This window comes from Pseudomonas sp. zfem001 (assembly GCF_032621725.1).
GTDB classification, from domain to species: Bacteria; Pseudomonadota; Gammaproteobacteria; order Pseudomonadales; family Pseudomonadaceae; genus Aquipseudomonas; species Aquipseudomonas sediminis.
The window spans coordinates 892,592-914,229 of the sequence record NZ_JAVYJI010000001.1 but is presented as its reverse complement, the minus strand read 5'-3'; the positions used below and the strand labels follow the sequence as shown (position 1 = coordinate 914,229).

At 63.9% G+C, this 21,638-nt stretch carries 15 protein-coding genes; 12 read left to right on the top strand and 3 right to left on the bottom strand.

Features of this window, described 5'->3' with window-relative positions:
* Positions 1-2 precede the first annotated feature (2 nt).
* Together RTH74_RS04420 and RTH74_RS04415 are read left to right on the top strand one after the other, a co-directional pair.
* The gene (locus RTH74_RS04420; RefSeq protein ID WP_316913865.1) at positions 3-1,727 is read left to right on the top strand and encodes a fructose-specific PTS transporter subunit EIIC; all 1,725 of its coding nucleotides are present in this window, start codon (positions 3-5) and stop codon (positions 1,725-1,727) included.
* Between the two features lie 150 nt (positions 1,728-1,877).
* Positions 1,878-4,058 (top strand): hypothetical protein, encoded by a 2,181-nt coding sequence (locus RTH74_RS04415; RefSeq protein ID WP_316913864.1) that lies wholly within the window; start codon positions 1,878-1,880, stop codon positions 4,056-4,058.
* A gap of 143 nt (positions 4,059-4,201) precedes the next feature.
* On the opposite strand, the gene cobB is transcribed toward RTH74_RS04415, so the two are convergent.
* From cobB to RTH74_RS04400, 3 genes are all read right to left on the bottom strand, one after another.
* The gene (cobB, locus tag RTH74_RS04410) at positions 4,202-4,933 is read right to left on the bottom strand and encodes a Sir2 family NAD+-dependent deacetylase (RefSeq protein ID WP_316913863.1); all 732 of its coding nucleotides are present in this window, start codon (positions 4,931-4,933) and stop codon (positions 4,202-4,204) included.
* Positions 4,934-5,169: 236 nt separating this feature from the next.
* A complete protein-coding gene (locus tag RTH74_RS04405) occupies positions 5,170-5,877 on the bottom strand; it encodes a response regulator (protein WP_316913862.1) in 708 nt (235 codons plus the stop codon).
* Positions 5,852-9,247 carry an ATP-binding protein gene (locus RTH74_RS04400; protein WP_316913861.1) on the bottom strand — a complete coding sequence of 1,132 codons (3,396 nt, stop codon included), beginning with the start codon at positions 9,245-9,247 and terminating at the stop codon, positions 5,852-5,854. The genes RTH74_RS04405 and RTH74_RS04400 overlap by 26 nt, the downstream gene beginning before the upstream one ends.
* A gap of 329 nt (positions 9,248-9,576) precedes the next feature.
* On the opposite strand from RTH74_RS04400, the gene urtA reads away from it, so the two are divergent.
* The 10 genes from urtA to RTH74_RS04350 all read left to right on the top strand — a co-directional run bounded on the left by urtA (position 9,577) and on the right by RTH74_RS04350 (position 21,621).
* The gene (gene urtA, locus RTH74_RS04395) at positions 9,577-10,809 is read left to right on the top strand and encodes an urea ABC transporter substrate-binding protein (RefSeq protein WP_316913860.1); all 1,233 of its coding nucleotides are present in this window, start codon (positions 9,577-9,579) and stop codon (positions 10,807-10,809) included.
* A 98-nt stretch (positions 10,810-10,907) separates the two neighbouring features.
* On the top strand, positions 10,908-11,825 hold the full coding sequence (urtB, locus tag RTH74_RS04390) for an urea ABC transporter permease subunit UrtB (protein WP_196446702.1): 918 nt from the start codon (positions 10,908-10,910) through the stop codon (positions 11,823-11,825).
* Between the two features lie 163 nt (positions 11,826-11,988).
* Positions 11,989-13,158, top strand: a complete 1,170-nt coding sequence (urtC, locus tag RTH74_RS04385; RefSeq protein ID WP_316913859.1) for an urea ABC transporter permease subunit UrtC — start codon at positions 11,989-11,991, stop codon at positions 13,156-13,158.
* The gene (urtD, locus tag RTH74_RS04380; RefSeq protein ID WP_316913858.1) at positions 13,155-13,916 is read left to right on the top strand and encodes an urea ABC transporter ATP-binding protein UrtD; all 762 of its coding nucleotides are present in this window, start codon (positions 13,155-13,157) and stop codon (positions 13,914-13,916) included. Before urtC ends, urtD begins: the two co-directional genes overlap by 4 nt.
* A 97-nt stretch (positions 13,917-14,013) precedes the next feature.
* Complete coding sequence (gene urtE / locus RTH74_RS04375; protein ID WP_072423130.1) at positions 14,014-14,703, top strand: urea ABC transporter ATP-binding subunit UrtE; 690 nt, start codon at positions 14,014-14,016, stop codon at positions 14,701-14,703.
* Between the two features lie 304 nt (positions 14,704-15,007).
* Positions 15,008-16,237 (top strand): formamidase, encoded by a 1,230-nt coding sequence (fmdA, locus tag RTH74_RS04370; protein ID WP_017678855.1) that lies wholly within the window; start codon positions 15,008-15,010, stop codon positions 16,235-16,237.
* A 96-nt stretch (positions 16,238-16,333) separates the two neighbouring features.
* Positions 16,334-16,681 carry an FmdB family zinc ribbon protein gene (locus tag RTH74_RS04365; RefSeq protein WP_017678856.1) on the top strand — a complete coding sequence of 116 codons (348 nt, stop codon included), beginning with the start codon at positions 16,334-16,336 and terminating at the stop codon, positions 16,679-16,681.
* 205 nt (positions 16,682-16,886) lie between these two features.
* Positions 16,887-17,927, top strand: a complete 1,041-nt coding sequence (locus RTH74_RS04360) for an aliphatic amidase (protein ID WP_099522547.1) — start codon at positions 16,887-16,889, stop codon at positions 17,925-17,927.
* Positions 17,928-18,021: 94 nt separating this feature from the next.
* Positions 18,022-19,044 carry an AAA family ATPase gene (locus RTH74_RS04355; RefSeq protein ID WP_316913857.1) on the top strand — a complete coding sequence of 341 codons (1,023 nt, stop codon included), beginning with the start codon at positions 18,022-18,024 and terminating at the stop codon, positions 19,042-19,044.
* Between the two features lie 162 nt (positions 19,045-19,206).
* Complete coding sequence (locus RTH74_RS04350) at positions 19,207-21,621, top strand: membrane-bound PQQ-dependent dehydrogenase, glucose/quinate/shikimate family (protein ID WP_316913856.1); 2,415 nt, start codon at positions 19,207-19,209, stop codon at positions 21,619-21,621.
* Positions 21,622-21,638 lie beyond the last annotated feature (17 nt).

The window sequence follows — 21,638 nt, the reverse complement described above, 5'->3', positions numbered from 1 at the left end:
CCATGAATGTGCTGATCGTCACCGCCTGCCCCAATGGTCAGGTCACCAGCGTGTTGTGTTCGCGCCTGCTGCAGGCCGCTGCCGAGCGCCTGGGCTGGCAAACCCGTGTCGAGGTACATGACGCGCGCGCGATTGGCTCGCCGTTGAGCGAGGCCGAGATCGCCGCTGCCGACTGGGTGTTGGTGGTCAAGACCGGTGAGCTGCCGCTGAGCCGCTTTGCCGGAAAACGCTTGCTGCAGGCCACCCCGGCCGAGGCGCTGGCCGACCCGCAGCGTTTCCTGCAGGACGCCGCCGAGCGCGCCCAGCCCCATGCTGAAAGCCCCGAGGTGGCGTCCAGCGGCCGTCGTCGGCTGGTCGCGGTCACCGCCTGCCCGACCGGGGTGGCGCACACCTTCATGGCTGCCGAAGCGCTACAGCAGGCAGCGCTGCGTATGGGCCTTGACCTGCAGGTGGAAACCCGCGGTTCGGTCGGTGCGCGCAACCTGCTCGATGATGCCGTCATCGCGGCAGCCGATGCTGTGCTGCTGGCCACCGATATCGAGGTGGATACCAGCCGTTTCGCTGGCAAGAAGGTCTATCGCTGTGGCACTGGCGTGGCGCTCAAACAGCCGCAACAGACGCTGGAGCGGGCCTTGAGCGAGTCGCGTCCGCTGAGCGAGGCCGCGTCAACCGAAGGCAAGGCCGCGGCCAGCAGCGGCGAGAAGTCCGGTCCCTACAAGCACCTGCTCACCGGTGTTTCCTACATGCTGCCGATGGTGGTGGCGGGCGGCTTGCTGATCGCCCTGTCGTTCGTCTTCGGTATCGAGGCGTTCAAGGAGGAGGGCACCCTGGCCGCTGCGCTGATGAAGATCGGCGGCGAGACCGCGTTCCAGCTGATGGTGCCGCTGCTTGCCGGCTACATCGCCTATTCCATCGCCGATCGTCCTGGCCTGGCGCCAGGGATGATCGGTGGGTTGCTCGCCAGCTCGCTGGGCGCCGGTTTTATCGGCGGTATCGTCGCTGGCTTCATCGCCGGCTATTCAGCCAAGGCCATTGCCCGCTGGGTGCGCTTGCCGGACAGTCTGGAGGCGCTCAAGCCGATTCTGATCATCCCGCTGCTGGCCAGCCTGATCACCGGCCTGGCGATGATCTACGTCGTCGGCAGTCCTGTGGCTGATGTGTTGCAGTCGCTCACCCAGTTCCTCGACAGTATGGGCAGCACCAATGCCATCCTGCTTGGCGCATTGCTTGGCGGCATGATGTGCGTGGATCTCGGCGGGCCGATCAACAAGGCGGCCTATGCTTTTTCGGTCGGTCTGCTGGCGTCGAGCAGCTATGCGCCGATGGCTGCGACCATGGCCGGCGGCATGGTGCCGCCGATCGCCATGGCCATCGCCACCGTGCTGGCACGGCGCAAGTTCGCCCAGAGCGAGCGCCAGGCCGGCAAGGCGGCCGGGGTGCTGGGGCTGTGCTTCATCTCCGAGGGAGCGATTCCCTTCGCCGCGAAGGACCCGCTGAGGGTGATCCCGGCCAGCATTGCCGGTGGTGCGCTGACCGGCGCACTGTCGATGTACTTCGGCTGCAAGCTGATGGCGCCGCACGGCGGGCTGTTCGTGCTGCTGATTCCCAACGCCATCAACCATGCGCTGCTGTACCTGCTGGCCATCGTCGCCGGCAGCCTGCTCACCGGTGTGCTCTATGCATTGATCAAACAGCCCGAGGCACAGCCGTTGGCGGTCGAGGCATGAGAGGCGCATGGCGCTGCGCCTCGGTTACACTGAGTTGAACGGCGCCTGGGAAGTAGGAGTCTGTTGAATGGTCCGTGCGCCGATGCGCAGTCACGGATCGTCGCTGGTTTCGTGGCGCAGTCGCCCTCATAAAGAAAGGATCTTTTGTCGATGACCCAAGCTCTCGCGCATCGCTGGCGCTTCTTCCGTGCCGGTGGCTTCGATCAGGTGCAGCTGGAAACTCCCGAGGACCTCGCCGCCCTGCGTGGCCTGGACCAGAAACTCTGGGCCAGCCTGGCCTGTCCGGTGAACAACCTGGAGCTGGACCGGCGCATGCTGCAATACATCGACCTGAACAAGGACGGTCGTATCCGTGCTCCGGAAATTCTCGATGTGGTGGATTGGACGCTGGCACGCCTGCGTGATCCGGCCGTGCTGTTCCAGGAGGGACCGCTGCAGTTGTCGTCGCTCACCGACGACGCCGTAGGCACACGCTTGGGGCTGGCGGCTCGGCGTCTGCTGGGCGTGCTCGGGCGGTCCGATGCCGAGAGCCTGACGCCGGCTGATACCGCCGATCTGGCGAAGTTGTTCCCACCGCACGAACCCAATGGTGATGGCCTGGTACCGGCGACTCTGACCGAGGATGCCGAGCTCAAGGCCGCCATCACCGACATCATCGCCTGTCTGTGGGCGAAGACCGATCGCAGTGGCGAGCCCGCTATCGGCGTCGAGCAGATCACCTCTTTCTTCGATCAGGCGCGTCAGATGCATGCCTGGCATGCGCGCGCCGCCGAACAGGGGCTGGATGCTTTTGGTGAAGGCACGGTGGCGGCGGTCGAAGCGTTGAGCACCGTGCGCGCCAAGATCGACGATTACTTCACCCGCGTGGCCATGGCTGAGTTCGATCCGCGCGCCGCCGCCTTGATGAATGCCAAGGAAGAGGAGCTGGTGCGTCTGGCATCGCTGTCGCTGGCAGATGCGGGCGAGGTCGCGGGCTTGCCGTTGGCAACGGTGCAGCATGGTGACGAGTTGCCGCTGAGCAAGGGGCTCAACCCGGCCTGGCAGCATGCTGTCGATGAATTCCGCCAACGTGTGGTAGTGCCGGTGTATGGCGAGCAGGACAGCCTGTCGCGCGAGCAGTGGCAGCATCTGGTCGCATTGTGCGGCAACTACCTGGCCTGGCGCGCCGAGACGCCGAAGGTGGCGATTGCCGAGGTACTCGAACGCGGCCGTATTCTCGAGCTGGTGGAGCAGGGCGCCGAAGCGCGCCTGCTGGCGCTGGTGGAAGAGGACAAGACCGTGGCCGAAGCGGCGGACGGGTTGGTCGAGCTGGACAAGCTGATTCGCCTGCGTCATGGCCTGGTCACACTGCTGCGCAACTTTGTGTCCTTCCAGACGTTCTATTCGCGTCACGAGAAGGCCGTTTTCCAGGCCGGGGTTCTGTATATCGACGGCAAGAGCTGCGAGTTGGTGGTGGAGGTCGAGAATGTCGAAGCCCACGCCAAGGTGGCAGCGGCCAGTGATTGCTTCCTGCTCTACTGCGCCTGCACCCGTCGCGGTGAGCCGGTGCGCGGCAAGGAAAGCCTGAATATCGTGGTGGCAGTGACCGCTGGCAGCGAAGGTGATCTGCAGGCGGGGCGCCACGGACTGTTCTACGACCGCGACGGTAACGACTGGGATGCCACGGTGGTCAAGGTGGTACAGCACGCGATCAGTATTCGCGAGGCGTTCTGGTCGCCGTATCGACGTATTTCCAAGCTGGTTTCCGATCAGGTGCAGAAGCTCGCGGCCAGTCGCGACGCCGACATGGTCAGCAAGACCGCCGCCAAGGTCGGTGAGACCGGTGCAGCTCCAGCCGCCACATCTACCCCGGCGTTCGACATCGCCAAGTTCGCCGGTATCTTCGCGGCCATCGGCCTGGCGGTCGGTGCTTTGGGTACGGCGTTGGCGGCGGTGGTCACGGGGATTCTGTCGTTGGCCTGGTGGCAGGTTCCATTGCTGTTCATCTGTGTGCTGCTGGCCATCTCCGGGCCGGCCATGCTGCTGGCCTGGTTCAAGCTGCGGCGCCGTAGCCTGGGGCCGATCCTTGATGGCAATGGCTGGGCGGTGAATGCCCAGGCTCGTATCAGTATTCCCTTCGGTACCGCGCTCACGCAGATGGCGGAACTACCCAAGGGCAGTGACCGCGCACTGCGCGACCCTTATGCCAACAAGCCGGTGGTGTGGCCCTGGATCATCGCGCTGTTGCTCGTGCTGGGCGTGGGGTATTACGCCTGGAGCAATGGGGTGTTCAGCCCGGAGCCGCAGGTGCCGGCTGAGGCAGTGGCGCCTGTTCAGGACGCTGCCGGTTAGAGGGTCCTGCCGGGCGTTGTGCCCTTTGTAGGGGCGGTTGGGCCACGAAAGCTGTTCGTGGCTGAAGCTGCTCCTACGGGTTGGAATGCTAAGTCGGCCAGCCACTTGTGTATTGGTGGGTTTCACCCGCCCTACGTTCTCTCTCAGCCGGCTAACAGCTCCGCCACCCAGCGGGGCAATTGCTCGGTGGCTGGGCCATAGCGTTTCTCGGTGAACAGCGAATGGCCCTGGCTCGGCTCCAGATTGATCTCTAGCGTATGCGCGCCCGCGCGTCTCGCCTGTTCGACGAAGCCCGCCGCCGGGTAGACATGGCCTGAGGTGCCGATGCTGACGAACAGCTCGCACTGCTCCAGCGCGTCGTAGATACGCTCCATGTGATAGGGCATCTCGCCGAACCAGACGATATCCGGCCGCAGCGTGCCCTTCAGGCCGCAGCAGGTGCATGCCCGCGTGACCGGCATGTCCTCCAGTAGCGGAAAACGCTGCTGGCTATTGCTGCACAGCATCGACTGCAACTCACCGTGCATGTGCAGCAGGCGTTTGGAGCCGGCGCGTTCGTGCAGGTTGTCGACGTTCTGCGTGACCAGCAGGAACTCGCCTTGCCAGGCACCCTCTAGCTCCGCCAGAGCCAGGTGCCCGGCATTCGGTGCGATGGTCGGGTCGCGCAACTGCGCGCGGCGCATGTCATAGAAGCGCTGCACCAGTGCCGGATCGCGGGCAAAGCCTTCGGGCGTGGCCACCTCTTCGATGCGGTGGTCTTCCCAGAGGCCGTCAGCGGCGCGGAAGGTACGGATGCCGCTCTCGGCGGAGATACCGGCGCCGGTGAGAATGACGATATTGGGATGGGGCATGGCGGCTCCGAAGCAGGTCTGCATTGCAGTAACTCTAAGCCAATTCCGAATACCGTAGGGTGCCCCGTGCGCACCTGGGCAAAGGCGTTGGTGCGCGCGGCACACCCTACATGTTGGTCAGTTCGGCAATGGCGGGTTGCACCCGTCCTACGCGTGGGTCAGAGCCGTAGCCCGGATGAAATCCGGGAATCACCGGCACATCGCTCCCGGATTGCATCTGGGCTGCGCGGTTGCCGGTCTTGGAACAGTGGGACCTTGGGTCATCCCCGTTCGCTCATCGCTGCCAGCGCCACCGAGGCAGCGGCGGTGCGGGTTTCCACGCCGAGCTTCACGTAGACGTGCTCCAGATGCTTGTTCACGGTGCGTGGGCTTAGGCCGAGGATGTCGCCGATATCGCGGTTGGTCTTGCCGCAGGCGACCCAGCGCAGCACCTGCACCTCGCGCTCGGTGAGTTGGAAGCGCGCTGATAGTTTGGCATGCGCCGGGGCGTCGTCGAGGCTGAGGCTGACGGGTTTCGATGCAGCACGCGCGGCCTGGAGTATGCGCGCGGTGCGCAGGTGCGAGGCGACGCGGGCGAGCACTTCCTCGGGGTTGATCGGCTTGGTCACGTAGTCGATGCCGCCGGCCTCGAAGCCCTGCACCACGTGCTCGCTGTCGGTCAGGGCGGTCATGAACAGCACGGGGATATCGGCGCTGCTCGGCTCGGCCTTGATACGCCTGCAGGTCTCGAAACCGTCCAGCCCCGGCATCATCGCGTCGAGCAGAATCAGGTCTGGCCTGCGCCGCTGGATGCGCCCCAGCGCGCTGGCACCGTCCAGCGCCACCAGTACCATGTAGCCGGCATCGTCGAGCGCGTCGGAAAGCAGCGCGAGGTTGTCTGGCGTGTCGTCGACGATGAGGATGATGCCGCGCTCGGCTGGCAGGCTGGCGGGCGAGCACGACTCAGAATGGTGGAGCGGCGCATTCATGTTCGGCCTCCTTCAGTTGGCGGTTGAATTCATCGAGCTGGAAGTTTTTCACCAGCAGACGCAGGGTGGCGGTGAAGCTGGCGCAGGCCGGGTCGCGCTGGTCGATGTCGTCCAGGCGTTGCTGGATGCCGCGCACATAGCCCAGGGCGCCCAGTTCACGCAGTGCCTGCAGGTCGTCGCTGCCCGGCAATGTCATGGCCTCGGGCGGCGGCAAATGCTCCTGGGTGCGGCGCAGCCAGGTCAGGCTGAGCTGATGCTGGATGCGTTCGAGCAACTGCGGGGTGTACACCGGTTTGGCCAGGTAGTCGTCGCAGGCCGCGGCGATGCTGCGTTCGCGGTCGTCGGTGAAGGCGTTGGCGGAGATGACGATGATCGGCGCCTGGCACTGCGTGTTGCGGCGAATCAGGCGACTGGTTTCCCAGCCGTCCATCTGCGGCATGGACAGGTCCATCAGGATCAGTGCCGGGTTGTGCAGCGCTACCTGGCGAATCGCCTCCTGGCCACTGGCGGCCTGGATCACCTCGAAGCCCAGCGGCTCGAGCATGCCGGCGAGCACGCGGCGATGTTCGAGGTGATCGTCCACCACCAGAATCAGACGGCGCTCGCCCTGGTAGCCGGTGATATCGTGTTCGACGTGCACCACCGCCTGCGGTACGCGCACTTCGGAGAGGAACAGGCGCACCTGAAAGCGCGTGCCCTGGCCGGGTTCGCTGTGCACCGAGAGCTCGCCGCCCATCAACGAGGTGAGCATGCGGGTGATGGTCAGACCGAGGCCGACACCGTTGTCCTGGCGCATCAGGTCGCCGCGTTCGAAGGGCTGGAAGATGCGTTCGATCTGCTCCGCAGCGATGCCGATACCGGTGTCGATGATCTCGAAAGTGGCTGTCTCACGCATGTAGCCGACGCGCAGGCATACCTCGCCGCGCTCGGTGAAGCGCACGGCGTTGCCCAGCAGGTTGATCAGGATCTGCCGCACGCGTTTCTCGTCGCCGCGCACTACTGCCGGCATGCGGCCGATGCACTCGAGGCGAAAGCGCAGGCCTTTCTCGGCCGCCTGTGGGGTGAACATGCGTTCTAGCTGGTCGATGAATTCCGGGAAGGGAATTTCCGCCAGCTCCAGGTGCAGCTTGCCGGCTTCGATCTTGGCCACGTCGAGCAGGCCATCGATCAGCGACAGCAGGTGCGAGCCGCTGCGCAGGATGGTCGCCAGGGCATCCTTGTGTCGGTCCGGCATGGCCGCGTCGCGCTGCAGTATCTGGGTGTAGCCGAGGATGCTGTTGAGCGGCGTGCGCAACTCGTGGGACAGCCCGGTGACGTAGCGGCTCTTCGCCGCATTGGCCGATTCGGCGGCTTCCTTGGCCTGCTGCAGTGCTTCGTCGGTCTTGCGGTGGGCTTCGATTTCCTGCATCAGCAGCAGGGTTTGCCGATCCGATTCCTCTTGCGCCACGCGCCGACTTTCGCGGGTCAGTACCAGCCACCAGGCGAGCATGGCGGCAAATAGCGAGAGGGTGAGGAAGGCTTTGAGGAAGGCCTGGAACAGCGTCTGACGCATTTCCGGTTCCTGCGTCGGCAGGCCCAGCGAGACCTGGCTGTAGATCAGCGCCAACGCGCCGAACAGCATCAGCACCAGCAGGCCCAGCAATCCCAGGTACTGCGCCAGGCGGCTGTGCAGCCGTGGGATGGACGCGCGCGGGAACAGCCAGCCGATGAAGTCATCGAGCTGATCACTCAGGCGGGCTCTGGGTTTGCAGCGATCCTCGCAGCGCGCGTCGAGCGAGCAGCACAGCGAACAGATCGGTGCGCCGTAGGCGGGGCAGTGCGCGGTGTCCGGCTCCTCGAAACGGTTGTTGCACAGGCAGCATTGCACCTGCCCAGCTTCGGTGTAGGGGTAGAGCAGGTGCGGCTGGCGCTCGCGAGCGATGTAGTAGCGCCCGCCAGTGAACCAGGCCAGCAGCGGCGCCAGCAGGAACGCTGAGCCGAGCGCCACGGCCGGTGAGGCTGCCTGCGCCAGGGCGCCGAACAGGCCGCCGTGGGCGAGCACCGAGAGCAGCGAGGCGATCAGCATGGCGCCGACGCCCACCGGGTTGATGTCGTAGAGGTGCGCGCGCTTGAACTCGATGTACTTCGGCGACAGGCCCAGCGGCTTGTTGATCACCAGGTCGGCCACCAGTGCGCCGATCCAGGCGATGGCGATATTGGCGTAGAGGCCGAGCACTTCCTCAATCGCCTCGAACACGCCCAGCTCCATCAGCATCAGCGCGATGGCGACGTTGAACACCAGCCACACCACGCGACCAGGGTGGCTGTGGGTGATACGGGCGAAGAAGTTCGACCAGGCCAGCGAGCCGGCGTAGGCGTTGGTGACGTTGATCTTCACCTGGCTGACGATGACGAACAGCACCATGGCCGCCAATGCCCATTGCGACGAGGCGAACACGTAGTTGAAGGCCACCAGGTACATCTGCGTCGGCTCGGCGGCGCGCTCCATGGGGATTTCATGCTGCAGGGCAAGAAAGGCGAGGAAGGCACCGGCGAGCATCTTCAGCGCGCCGGGGATGATCCAGCCGGGGCCGGCCAGTAGCAGCGCCGTCCACCAACGCACGCGGTTGGCGCGGGTTTTCTCGGGCAAAAAACGCAGGTAGTCGACCTGCTCGCCGATCTGTGTGATCAGGGCCAGGGCGACGGTGCAGGCGGCGCCGAAGTGCAGCAGGTTGAAGCTGCCGGGGTCGCCCTCGCGGCCAGCGAAGCTGGTCCAGTCCGACAAGGCCTCGGGGTTCTTGGCGATGACGAACACGTAGGGCAACACCAGCAGGAACAGCCATACGGGCTGCGTCCACATCTGCAGGCGGTTGATCAGGGTGATGCCATAGGCCACCAGCGGAATGATGATGATCGAGCAGATCACATAGGCCAGGGCCAACGGGATGTTGAAGTACAGCTCCAGGGCCAGCGCCATGATCGCCGCTTCGAGGGCGAAGAACAGGAAGGTGAAGCTGGCGTAGATCAGCGAGGTGATGGTCGAGCCGATGTAGCCGAAACCGGCACCACGGGTCAGCAGGTCCATGTCCAGGCCGGAGCGGGCGGCGTAGTAGCTGATCGGCAGGCCGGTGAGGAAGATCACCAGGCTGACCGCGAGGATCGCCCACAGGGTGTTGGTGAAGCCGTAAGACAGCGCCAGTGCACCGCCGATGGCTTCCAGGGCGAGGAACGACACGGCGCCGAGCGCGGTGTTGGCGATGCGCAGCTCCGACCACTTGCGAAACGACCTGGGCGTGAAGCGCAGGGCGTAATCCTCCATGGTCTCGTCGGCGACCCAGGCGTTGTAGTCGCGGCGAATCTTGATGATGCGCTGGGTGCCGGTTGGTTGCACGGGCGAAGTCCTGATCGTGGGCGGATTGTAGGAGCGGCTTCAGCCGCGAAGCGTTTTCACAGCAGTAGCGCCATACCGCTCAGCCGCTCCCACAGAATGAGCATCAGCAACTTCCATGCCCCGGCCCAGCGAGGCCTCTGCCGCGCGCGCGGGCTTCTGTCTGCCTGGTTTTTCTGCGCCCAGCTTGCACCAGGCTGGAGCAGGGCGCTGTACGTCAGATGACGTATGCCCTTACGTCATGCTGCGTATACCCCGCTCGGTGGGGCAAACGCATCCTAGCTGCGAAGCCGGCGTGGTTCGGCACGAATAACCAGTACAGGAGCACGACCATGGACTCTCAACCGATTCGACTTCTTCCCCGCCGGCTGGCGGTGGGGGCCGCAGCGCTCTCGCTGCTGGCCGCCAGCCTGTTCAGCCATGTGGCCAGCGCCGAGGTGAACAGCACCGGCCTGGCGGTGACCGACAGCGAGGTCACGGTCGGCATTCTGCATTCGGCCACCGGCACCATGGCCATTTCCGAAACCGGTTCGATCCAGGCCGAACGCCTGGCCATCGAGCAGATCAACGCCAGTGGCGGTGTGCTCGGACGGCAGATCAAGGTCATTCAGGAAGATGGGGCTTCCGACTGGCCGACCTTCGCCGAGAAGGCGCGCAAGCTGCTGGTCGGTGACAAGGTCGCCACTGTTTTCGGCTGCTGGACCTCGGCTTCGCGCAAGGCGGTACTGCCGGTGTTCGAGAAGGAGAACGGCCTGCTCTACTACCCGACCTTCTACGAAGGCCTGGAGCAGTCGAAGAACGTCATCTACACCGGCCAGGAAGCGACCCAGCAAATCCTCGCGGGCCTGGACTGGGTCGCCAAGGAGAAGGGCGCCAAGACCTTCTACCTGCTGGGCTCTGACTACATCTGGCCGCGCACCTCGATGAAGATCGCGCGCAAGCACATCGAGAACGTGCTCGGCGGCAAGGTGGTCGGCGAAGAGTATTACCCACTGGGCAACACCCAGTTCGGCTCGCTGATCAACAAGATCAAGCTGCGTAAGCCTGACGTGGTCTTCGCTGCCGTGGTCGGTGGCTCCAACGTCGCCTTCTACAAGCAGATGAAAGCCGCCGGCGTCACCGCCGACAAACAGACCCTGCTGACCCTGTCGGTCACCGAAGACGAGCTGCTGGGTATCGGCGGCGAGAACATGGCTGGTTTCTACGCCTCGATGAAGTACTTCCAGAGCCTGGACAACCCGAACAACGCCGCCTTCGTCGAAGCCTTCAAGGCCAAGTACGGCAAGGATACGGTGATCGGTGACGTAACCCAGGCTGCCTACCTCGGCCCATGGCTGTGGAAAGCCGCGGTGGAGAAAGCCGGCAGCTTCGACATCGACAAGGTGGTCGCCGCTTCCCCGGGTATCGAGCTGGACACCGCGCCGGAAGGCTACGTCAAGGTGCACGACAACCATCACCTGTGGAGCAAGACCCGCATCGGTGAAGTGCAGAAAGACGGTCAGTTCAAGGTGGTGTTCGAGTCCGATCTGATCGAGCCGAACCCATTCCCGGAAGGCTACCAGTAAGCAACACCCTCTCGTAGGAGCCAGCTTGCTGGCGATCAATGAATCGCCGGCAAGCCGGCTCCTACCGGCTTTTCTCTTTTCTTCTGGAGACCATCGACATGGAATGGCTATCGGAATTCGGCGCCATCGCAGCCATGCAGGGGTTCAACGGCTTGTCCGTGTTCTGCGTACTGCTGCTGATGGCTCTGGGGCTGGCGATCATCTTCGGCCAGATGGGCGTGATCAACATGGCCCATGGCGAGTTTCTCACCATCGGCGCCTACACCACCTTCGTGGTGTCCTCGCTGACGTCCAGCTACGCACCGGCCTTCGGGCCTTACTACTTCTTCCTCGCGATCATCCTCTCGTTCTTCATCGCCGGCGCCATTGGCTGGCTGGTTGAGTGGGCGATGATCAGCAAGCTCTACCAGCGTCCGCTGGACACTCTGTTGGCCACCTGGGGCCTGTCCCTGGTGATGCAGCAGGGCTTTCGTTCGATCTTCGGCGCGCGTGAAGTCAGCGCCACGCTGCCGGACTGGCTGATGGGTTCGTGGAACCCGACCGAGGCCATCGACATTCCGCGCAACGGCCTGTTCGTCATGGGCCTGACCCTGCTCCTCACCGCGCTGCTGTTTCTGATGATCTATCGCTCGCGCTGGGGCCTGCAGGTCCGCGCGACCATGCAGAACCGGGTGATGGCACGCTCCGTGGGTATCAACACCAAGCGCGTCGACCGCATGACCTTCGCCCTCGGCTGCGGCGTCGCCGGTGTGGCGGGCGCGGCCTTCACCACCATCGGTTCGACCGGGCCGACAGCAGGTTCGCTGTACATCGTCGATACCTTTCTGGTGGTGGTGTTCGGCGGTGCGTCCAGCCTACTCGGCACCATCGCTTCGGCATTCAGCATCGCCCAGGCGCAATCGCTGCTGGAGTTCTTCACCAGTGGTTCGATGGCCAAGGTGTTCACCCTTTCTGCCGTGGTGCTGATCCTGATGTTGCGTCCGCAGGGGCTGTTCGCCAGCAAGGTGCGCAAATGAAAAAACACTTTCAACCTACTGCGCGTCCCATCTGCGGCGGCGCGCGGTGCTCGCTTCCTCGACGTACTGTGTGTACGCCTTCGTCGCTGCGCTCCGGGCTTCTTGCAGCTGGGGCTGCTCGCTACGGTTCAACGCGACTGTTTGTATGCAGGGGGACTGACTGATGAAAAACGCATACGAAAGCCTGCTCGGCGGCAAACAAGGCGCCATCGGCCTGGCTCTGCTTGCCGCGCTGATTCTGGTGGTGTTCCCGCTGGCGCTGGATGCCTTCCGCCTGAACATGGTGGGCAAGTACCTGACCTACGCCTTCGTCGCCGTTGGCCTGGTGTTGTGCTGGGGCTATGGCGGCATCCTGAGTCTGGGCCAGGGCATCTTCTTTGGTCTGGGCGGCTACTGCATGGCGATGTTCCTCAAGCTCGAGGCATCCGACCCGGAGAGCACCAAGATTCAGTCCACGCCGGGTATTCCAGACTTCATGGACTGGAACCAGATCAGCGAACTGCCGCTGTTCTGGGAACCCTTCCACAGCCTGAGCTTCACCCTGATCGCCGTGGTAGCGGTGCCGGTGTTGCTGGCCTTGGTGATCGGTATCGCGATGTTCAAGCGCCGCGTCGGCGACGTGTACTTCTCCATCGTCACCCAGGCCATCGCGCTGATCCTCACCGTGCTGATCATCGGCCAGCAGGGTTTGACCGGCGGGGTCAACGGCATCACCGACCTGCGCACGCTCAAGGGCTGGGACATCCGCAGCGACGAGGCCAAGCTGATCCTTTACTTCGTCAGTGCGGCGCTGCTCATCGGTTGCATTCTCATTGCCCGTTTCATCATCGCCTCCAAGCTCGGTCGCCTGCTGCTGGCGATGCGCGACAAGGAAGAGCGGGTGCGCTTCTCCGGTTACGACGTGGCCAGCTTCAAGATCTTCGTGTTCTGCGTCGGCGCGGCGTTCGCCGGTATCGGCGGGGCGATGTTCACCCTGCAGGTGGGCTTCATGTCGCCGAGCTTCGTCGGCATCGTGCCGTCGATCGAAATGGTCATCTTCGCCGCAGTCGGCGGGCGCCTGTCGCTGCTCGGTGCGGTGTACGGCGCGTTGCTGGTCAACTTCGGCAAGACCTACTTCTCCGAGAGCTTCCCCGAGCTGTGGCTGTACCTGATGGGCGGCCTGTTCATCGTCGTGGTCATGTACTTCCCCAATGGCCTGGCTGGGCTGTGGGAGAGCCACGGCAAGCGTTGGCTGGCCCGTTTGCAGCGCAAGCCACAGGTGGCCGCTGCGCCAAAGCCCGTTGCCGTTGCCCCCAGCAAGCGCCCAACCCCTGAACTGGAGACCACGCCATGAACAGCCCCGCAGGCTTCCAGGCCGCCAAGCCGGTACTGGCCATCGAGGGGCTGACCGTGTCCTTCGACGGCTTCAAGGCGGTCAACGACCTCAACCTCTACGTCGACCGCAACGAGGTACATGTGGTGATCGGCCCCAACGGCGCCGGCAAGACCACGGTGCTCGACCTGATCTGCGGCAAGACCCGAGCCACCGCCGGCAGCATCGATTTCGACGGCCGTGAGCTGACCAAGATGCGCGAGTTCGACATCGTTCGTGCCGGCGTCGGGCGCAAGTTCCAGAACCCGTCGATCTACGAAAACCTGACGGTGTTCGAGAACCTGGAAATGTCCTACCCGGCCGGGCGCAAGGTGTTCGGCGCGCTGTTCTTCAAGCGCACGCACGAGGTGATCGAGCGGGTCGAGCAGGTGGCGCAGGAAATCATGCTCGGCGATCACCTGCACCGCCAGGCCGACCTGCTCTCGCACGGGCAGAAGCAGTGGCTGGAGATCGGCATGCTGCTGATGCAGGACCCGCAGCTGCTGATGCTCGATGAGCCAGTGGCCGGCATGAGCGTCAGCGAGCGAGTAGCCACGGCCGATCTGCTCAACCGCATCAGTCAGGGTCGCTCGGTGCTGGTCATCGAGCACGACATGGAGTTCGTGAAAAGCATCGCCCACCGCGTCACCGTGCTGCACCAGGGCAAGGTGCTGGCTGAGGGCAGCATGGAGGCGGTGCAGAGCAACCAGAAGGTGATCGAGGTGTACCTGGGGCATTGATGGCCATGGCTACGAAACGGTGCGCGCGGCGCACCCTACACCCGGGTATTAGACCGTAGTGTGCGCCGTGCGCACCGTCTATGTTGGAGTGACAAGTATGTTCCAGATCAGCAACCTAGCTTCCGGCTACGGCCAGAGCCAGATCCTCCACGAGCTCAACCTCGACGTGGCGAAGAAAGAAATCGTCGCGGTGATGGGCCGCAACGGCATGGGCAAGACCACCTTGTTCAAGAGCCTGATGGGCATCCTGCCGCAGTGGGGCGGGCAGGTTCGCGTGGACGGCAAGGACGTGTCGAAACTGGAAACCCATCAGCGGGTGGAAAGCGGCATCGCCTACGTGCCGCAGGGGCGGATGATTTTCTCGCACATGACCGTGCTGGAAAATATCCAGACCGGACTCCCGGCCTCCGCCGGGGGCAAGGTGCCGGACGATCTCTATGCGTTGTTCCCGGTGCTGCTCGAAATGCGCCACCGCAAGGGTGGCAACCTTTCCGGTGGGCAGCAGCAACAGTTGGCCATCGCCCGCGCCTTGGCCACCAACCCCAAGGTGCTGCTGCTCGATGAGCCGACCGAGGGTATCCAGCCGTCGATCATCAAGGACATCGCCCGCAGCCTGAAGGAGATCCGCAACATGCGCGATCTGACCATCGTGGTGTCCGAGCAGGTGCTGTCGTTCACCATGGAAATCGCAGACCGCTTCCTGGTCATCGAAAAGGGCAAGTTCGTCGTCGAGGAAACCCGCGACAAGGTCGATGAGGCGAGCATCAGCCGTTATTTGTCGGTGTAGGTTTCCATGCAGTCGACGTAGGAGCGGCTTCAGCCGCGAATCGCTCGCCAATCGCGGCTGAAGCGCAATGCCGCCCAGCGGCTCCTACGAAGGTGCAAACGCTTGGTTTTTACGTTTTACGGCCGCTGCGTTCTCCATGCAGTGGCCGCTTTTTCGCGCCCGCTAAAAATGCCTGAAGCCCTCGTGAATACGGACTCCAAGGCATACGTCATCCAACGTATTGGCCGATTTCACCACGCGCCCGAGACTGACTCCGTACCCCGGCACAGGCCGGCATTCCTCACAGGTCTTATGGAGCTCAGTCATGACCGATACCCTGATCAAGGTCGACCTCAACCAGGCTGCTACCGATAACGAACAGGTACACAACCGCTGGCACCCGGACATTCCCATGGCCTGCTGGGTCAACCCGGGCGATGACTTCATCCTCGAGACCTATGACTGGACCGGCGGTGCGATCAAGAACAACGACGACGCCAGCGATGTGCGTGACGTCGACCTGTCCACCGTGCATTACCTGTCCGGCCCGGTAGGCGTGAAAGGCGCTCAGCCGGGCGACCTGCTGATCGTCGAACTGCTCGATATCGGCGCCAAACAGGACATGCTCTGGGGCTTCAACGGCTTCTTCTCGAAGAACAACGGCGGTGGTTTTCTCACCGACCATTTCCCCTCGGCGCAGAAGTCGATCTGGGACTTCGAGGGCATGTTCACTAAGAGCCGGCACATTCCCGGCGTGCGTTTCGCCGGCCTGATCCACCCGGGGCTGATCGGCTGCCTGCCGGATCACAAGATGCTCGCCGACTGGAACAAGCGCGAGCAGGCACTGATCGACACCAACCCGACCCGCGTACCGCCGCTGGCCAACCCGCCGTTCGCCAGCACCGCACACATGGGCAAGATGAAGGGCGAGGCGCGCGACCTGGCGGCCGCTACTGGCGCGCGCACCGTGCCGCCGCGTGAGCATGGCGGCAACTGCGACATCAAGGATCTGTCGCGCGGCTCGAAGATCTTCTTCCCGGTTTACGTCGACGGCGCAGGCCTGTCGGTGGGCGACCTGCACTTCAGTCAGGGCGACGGCGAGATAACCTTCTGCGGCGCCATCGAGATGGCCGGCTGGGTGCACATGAAGGTCGAGCTGATCAAGGGTGGCATGGCCAAGTACGGCATCAAGAACCCGATCTTCAAGCCCAGCCCGATCGTGCCCACCTACAACAACTACCTGATCTTCGAAGGCATCTCGGTCGACGACGACGGCAAGCAGCACTACCTGGACGTCAACCTGGCCTACAAGCAGGCCTGCCTCAACGCCATCAACTACCTGACCAAGTTCGGCTACTCGCCGGCCCAGGGCTACTCGCTGCTCGGCTCGGCGCCGGTGCAGGGGCATATCAGCGGCGTGGTCGACATCCCCAACGCCTGCGCCACGTTGTGGCTGCCGACCGATATCTTCGAGTTCGACATCAACCCAAGCGCCAGCGGCCCGACCAAGTTCCTCGACGGCAGCATCGACCTGCCCATCGCCTACGACAAGTGAGCGTACCCGCCTGTGGGAGGGGCTTCAGCCGCGACAATCGCCGCTAAAGCGCCTCCCACAATGCGCCGTCGTCCTATCTTTTGCGAGGAACCAGCCATGCCCATCTACGAATACGACTGCCCGAGCTGTGGCGATTTCACCGTGCTGCGGCCGATGGCCGAGCGTGACGCCGCTTGCGCCTGCCCGTACTGCGACACGCCGAGCGAGCGGGTGATCCTCAGCGCGCCGGGCCTGACCAGCATGGCCGGCAGCCAGCGCCGCGCCCATGAAACCAACGAGCGCAGTGCCCACGCGCCTCAAAGCCTCGAAGAGTACAAGGCCAACCGCAAGCACCCGGCCGGCTGTAGTTGCTGCGGCCCGAGCAAACCGGTCGAACGCACCAAGGCCAACCCCCATGGCCTCAAGGCCAGCCCATCGGCACGACCGTGGATGATCAGTCACTGAGGCTGTTTATTGGCTCCCCGCCTGCGCGGGGATGACGTGGTTTTTCACCGTCATTCCCGCGAAGGCGGGAATCCAGTTTGCAGAACGTTCCTGTAGGAGCGGTTGGGCGGCATTGCGCTTCAGCCGCGATAACCAGCGACACACAGAGCATTTCGCGGCTGAAGCCGCTCCCACAAACAAGCAGTCAACCGGAGGACATACAGCCATGCGCCACGGCGATATTTCCAGCAGCCCTGATACCGTCGGCGTCGCCGTCGTCAATTACAAGATGCCGCGCCTGCACACCAAGGCCGAAGTGCTCGACAACGCGCGCAAGATCGCCGAGATGATCAAGGGTATGAAGCTCGGCCTGCCCGGCATGGACCTGGTGGTATTCCCCGAGTACAGCACCATGGGCATCATGTACGACAAGGACGAGATGATGGCCACCGCCGCGACCATCCCCGGCGAGGAAACGGCGATCTTTTCCGCCGCCTGCCGCGAGGCCAAGACCTGGGGCATCTTCTCGCTCACCGGTGAGCGTCATGAAGAGCACCCGCACAAGGCGCCGTACAACACGCTCATCCTGATCAACGACCAGGGCGAGATCGTTCAGCGCTACCGCAAGTGCATTCCCTGGTGTCCCATCGAGGGCTGGTATCCGGGCGACCGCACCTATGTGTCCGAAGGCCCCAAGGGCATGAAGATCAGCCTGATCATCTGCGACGACGGCAACTACCCGGAAATCTGGCGTGACTGCGCGATGAAGGGCGCTGAGCTGATCGTGCGCTGCCAGGGCTACATGTACCCGGCCAAGGATCAGCAGGTGCTGATGGCCAAGACCATGGCCTGGGCCAACAATTGCTACGTGGCGGTGGCCAACGCCACCGGCTTCGACGGCGTGTACAGCTACTTCGGCCACTCGGCTGTGATCGGCTTCGACGGCCGCACACTGGGCGAGTGTGGCGAGGAGGAAATGGGCATCCAGTACGCCCAGCTGTCGGTGTCGCAGATCCGCGATGCGCGCGCCAACGACCAATCGCAGAACCACCTGTTCAAGCTGCTCCATCGCGGCTACACCGGCGTCTACAACTCCGGTGATGGCGACAAGGGCGTGGCCGATTGCCCGTTCGAGTTCTACCGCACCTGGGTGCTGGATGCGCAGAAGGCCCAGGAGGACGTGGAGAAACTCACCCGCTCGACCATCGGTGTGGCTGACTGCCCGGTGGGTGAATTGCCGCATCCGGGCAAGGAACGCACGGCCTGAACCTTCGTATGTCGCGGCTAAAGCCCCTCCCACGGGATACCACTGTAGTAGGAGGGGCTTTAGCCGCGAGCTTTTCAAGCACCTGAGGCGGTCTATGCCCTTCGCCAACGACCTGATCGACAGCAACCGCGAGCGCCTGGAGCAGCAGGGCGTTACCCGGCTGCAATCACGCTTCCTCTTCGAGCCCGTTACCGTGATGGCCTTGCTGCGTTCGCGCATCGTCGGCCAGGACGTGGTGCTGGCGCAGGTCGAGGCCATGCTCAAGGTGGTCAAGGCCGATATCGGCGAGCGCGAGCGGCCACTGGCGGTCAACCTGTTCATGGGCCCGACCGGCGTTGGCAAGACCGAGATCGTGCGCCTGTTGGCGCAGGCCATCCATGGTCGCGCCGATGCCCTGTGCCGCATCGATATGCACACCCTGGCCCAGGAGCACTACGCCGCTGCCCTGACCGGTGCGCCGCCCGGTTACGTTGGCAGCAAGGAAGGCACCACGCTATTCGATGCCGAAGCCATCGCTGGCAGTTTCGGCAGGCCCGGCATCGTGCTGTTCGACGAACTGGAGAAGGCCAGCCCCGAAGTGCTGCGCAGCCTGCTCGGCATTCTCGAACATGGCCGCCTTACATTGACCGCCGGTAGTCGCACCCTGGATTTCCGCAACAGCCTGATCTTCATGACCAGCAACGTCGGCGCGCAGCAGGCGCAGCGCTACCGCGAGCGTTTCACGCGCGGTTGGCGGCGCTGGTTGGGGCTGGCACCGAAGGGCGAGGGTGCATTGCTGGAGCAGTTGTTGCACGAGCGTTTCGAGCCGGAATGGCTCAATCGCCTCGACCGCATTCTGGTGTTCGAGCGGGTCGACGAGCAGTGGTTGGATGCCTTGTTGAATATCGAACTGGACAAGCTCAATCAGCGCCTGGGCCGTCAGGGCCGCTCACTACAGGTGGAGCAGAGTGCTCGCGCCTGGCTGTGTCGCGAACATGACGTGCGTTTCGGCGCTCGCGCGCTGGCGCGTCGTGTCCGCACCGAGTTGGAGCCGGCAATTGCTGAACGGCTATTGGCGCAACCGGATCTGCTCCGCTTGTCCTGCACAGCTAAAGATGGCCACCTATTGATCAATTAGCAGCCGGTTTTTCTACACTCTGTAGAGCGTTGGGTGGCGACATGTCCAGCATACGGCTTTGCAAGTGCAGCCTTACTCGCAGAATCGCTGAACTCTATCCCTCACTTCGCATCCACAGATCACGGCCCCGATCTCCGGGGGCAGCGTTTCGGGGAGCGAGCAATGACTGACAACAAGGCGCAGCTCCTGCGCATCACGCTTACGGTTTGGGCGACAGTCGTTCTGGGCGCGCTGCTGGCGCTCGGTGGCGCTTATCTGCTGTGGCTGGGCGGTTCCTGGTACTACCTGCTGGCCGGCCTCGGCCTGCTGTTGGTGGGCGTGCTGATTCATCGCCGTCAGCGCGCGGCGCTGTGGCTGTATGCCCTGGTGTTGCTGGCGAGCCTGGCCTGGACAGTCTTCGAGGTGGGTTTCGATTGGTGGCAGATGGCGCCGCGCATCGACCTGTGGTGCGTGCTCGGCCTGTGGCTACTGCTGCCCTGGATCAACCAGCATATCGCGCCTGGGCAACCCTGGCGTGACGGTGCCAGCGTGATGCTGGGTCTCGGCCTGCTGCTGGGAGCGGGCATGGCTGGTTATTCGTTGACGCAGGACTATCATCGCTTGCCCGGCCGCTTCGACGAGCCGCGTATGGCCGCTGCCGGTGTGGCGACAGCCAGTCGTTCGGCCAGCGAATGGACTGCCTACGGCGGCTCGTCGCGTGGCGAGCGCTATGCCAGTGCCGAGCAGATCACCACGGCCAACGTCGGGCGGCTGAAGAAAGCCTGGGAATTCCACACGGGGGATCTGCCCGGTGAGGGCGACCCCGGCGAGATTACCAATCAGGTGACGCCGCTCAAGGTCGGTGACAACCTGTTCATCTGCACGCCTCACAGCATCGCCATCGCGGTGGATGCCGACACCGGTGAGGAGCGCTGGCGCTTCGACCCGGCGATCAACCGTCAGGCCGAGTATTACCAGCACATGACCTGCCGTGGTCTGGCTTACCACGATGCGGCAGCCTATCGCGGCCCACTGATTGCCGCCCGAGATGGCGCAGCGCCGGCGCCTTCACCGGCTGCGACAGCGCGCTGCACCCAGCGACTGTTCCTGCCGACCAACGATGCCACGCTGTACGCGCTCGATGTGCATGACGGCAAGCCGTGCGAGGACTTTGGCGAGGCCGGCATGGTCGACCTTAAGGTTGGCCTGGGCGATGACGCGCTGGGTGTCTACCTGCCTACCTCGCCGCCGGTGGTCACCGAGAAACTGGTCATCGTCGGTGGTTCGGTGACCGACAACGGCTCGGTGGATTCGCCGGGTGGGGTGATCCGTGCCTACGACGTACGCACCGGTGCGCTGGTGTGGAACTTCGATCCTGGCCGTCCCGATGCCACCGAGCCACTGCCGGCCGGTGAGACCTACGTGCGCAGCACGCCAAATTCCTGGACCATCGCCACGGCGGACGAGGCACTGGGCCTGGTGTATATCCCCATGGGCAACCAGACGCCAGATCAGTGGGGTGTGCAGCGCAGCGCCGAGGCCGAACGTTTCACTGCAGCTCTGGTGGCGCTGGACCTGGAAACCGGTAAGGTGCGTTGGGAATTCCGCACCGTGCATCATGACCTCTGGGATCGTGACCTGCCGTCTCAGCCCACCCTGGTGGATATCGAAGGCGCTGATGGGCCGGTGCCGGCGATCATCCAGCCGACCAAGCGCGGCGACCTCTATGTGCTTGACCGGCGCAGCGGTGAGCCCATCGTACCGGTCAGCGAGCATCCAGTGCCGCAGGGTACGGTGGAGGGCGACTTCACCGCGCCGACCCAGCCAGCATCAAAACTCAGCTATGCCCCTGACGAGCCGCTGCGCGAACGCGACATGTGGGGCGGTACGCCATTCGATCAGTTGATCTGCCGCATCCAGTTCCATCGCCTGCGTTACGAGGGCGACTTCACTCCGCCATCGGAGCAGGGATCGTTGATCTACCCGGGCAACGTCGGCGTGTTCAACTGGCCATCGGTGGCGGTCGACCCGCAGCGGCAGATTCTCTTCGGCGCGCCTAATTACCTGGCGTTCGTCTCGCGTCTTGTCAAACGCGAGGAGGCGCAGGATGTTCGTTATGGCAGTGGCGAAACCGGTCTGCAACCCAATCGTGGCGCGCCTTACATGGTCAGCCTGAAGCCGTTTCTTTCGGTCCTCGGTCTGCCTTGCCAGGCGCCGCCATGGGGCACTGTCACGGCGGTGGACCTGCGCAGCATGGACAAGGTCTGGCAGCGCAAGAATGGCACCAGCCGCGACAGTGCCCCGCTGGGCATTCCCCTGACCGTCGGCGTGCCGAACCTCGGCGGCCCTTTGGTCACTGCTGGTGGTCTGGGCTTTCTCAGTGGCACGCTGGACTACTACCTGCGCGCCTACGACATGCGCACCGGCGAGGAGTTGTGGAAGGACAGGCTGCCGGCCGGCGGCCAGGCCACGCCTATCAGCTACGTGTCGGAGAAGACCGGCAAGCAATATGTGGTGGTAATGGCCGGCGGGCACGGTTCGTTCGGTACGCGCCTGGGCGACTCGCTGGTGGCCTGGACGCTGGAGGAGGATGAGTAGATAGCACAAGGCCCGCA

Excerpts from the sequence above, each read along its gene's own strand:
- fmdA (WP_017678855.1), top strand. The coding sequence starts at position 15,008 with ATGACCGATACCCTGATCAAGGTCGACCTCAACCAGGCTGCTACCGAT.
- RTH74_RS04405 (WP_316913862.1), bottom strand. The coding sequence starts at position 5,877 with ATGAATGCGCCGCTCCACCATTCTGAGTCGTGCTCGCCCGCCAGCCTG.
- RTH74_RS04360 (WP_099522547.1), top strand. The coding sequence starts at position 16,887 with ATGCGCCACGGCGATATTTCCAGCAGCCCTGATACCGTCGGCGTCGCC.
- urtD (WP_316913858.1), top strand. The coding sequence starts at position 13,155 with ATGAACAGCCCCGCAGGCTTCCAGGCCGCCAAGCCGGTACTGGCCATC.
- RTH74_RS04420 (WP_316913865.1), top strand. The coding sequence starts at position 3 with ATGAATGTGCTGATCGTCACCGCCTGCCCCAATGGTCAGGTCACCAGC.
- cobB (WP_316913863.1), bottom strand. The coding sequence starts at position 4,933 with ATGCAGACCTGCTTCGGAGCCGCCATGCCCCATCCCAATATCGTCATT.
- RTH74_RS04350 (WP_316913856.1), top strand. The coding sequence starts at position 19,207 with ATGACTGACAACAAGGCGCAGCTCCTGCGCATCACGCTTACGGTTTGG.
- RTH74_RS04415 (WP_316913864.1), top strand. The coding sequence starts at position 1,878 with ATGACCCAAGCTCTCGCGCATCGCTGGCGCTTCTTCCGTGCCGGTGGC.
- urtC (WP_316913859.1), top strand. The coding sequence starts at position 11,989 with ATGAAAAACGCATACGAAAGCCTGCTCGGCGGCAAACAAGGCGCCATC.
- urtA (WP_316913860.1), top strand. The coding sequence starts at position 9,577 with ATGGACTCTCAACCGATTCGACTTCTTCCCCGCCGGCTGGCGGTGGGG.
- urtE (WP_072423130.1), top strand. The coding sequence starts at position 14,014 with ATGTTCCAGATCAGCAACCTAGCTTCCGGCTACGGCCAGAGCCAGATC.
- RTH74_RS04355 (WP_316913857.1), top strand. The coding sequence starts at position 18,022 with ATGCCCTTCGCCAACGACCTGATCGACAGCAACCGCGAGCGCCTGGAG.
- RTH74_RS04365 (WP_017678856.1), top strand. The coding sequence starts at position 16,334 with ATGCCCATCTACGAATACGACTGCCCGAGCTGTGGCGATTTCACCGTG.
- urtB (WP_196446702.1), top strand. The coding sequence starts at position 10,908 with ATGGAATGGCTATCGGAATTCGGCGCCATCGCAGCCATGCAGGGGTTC.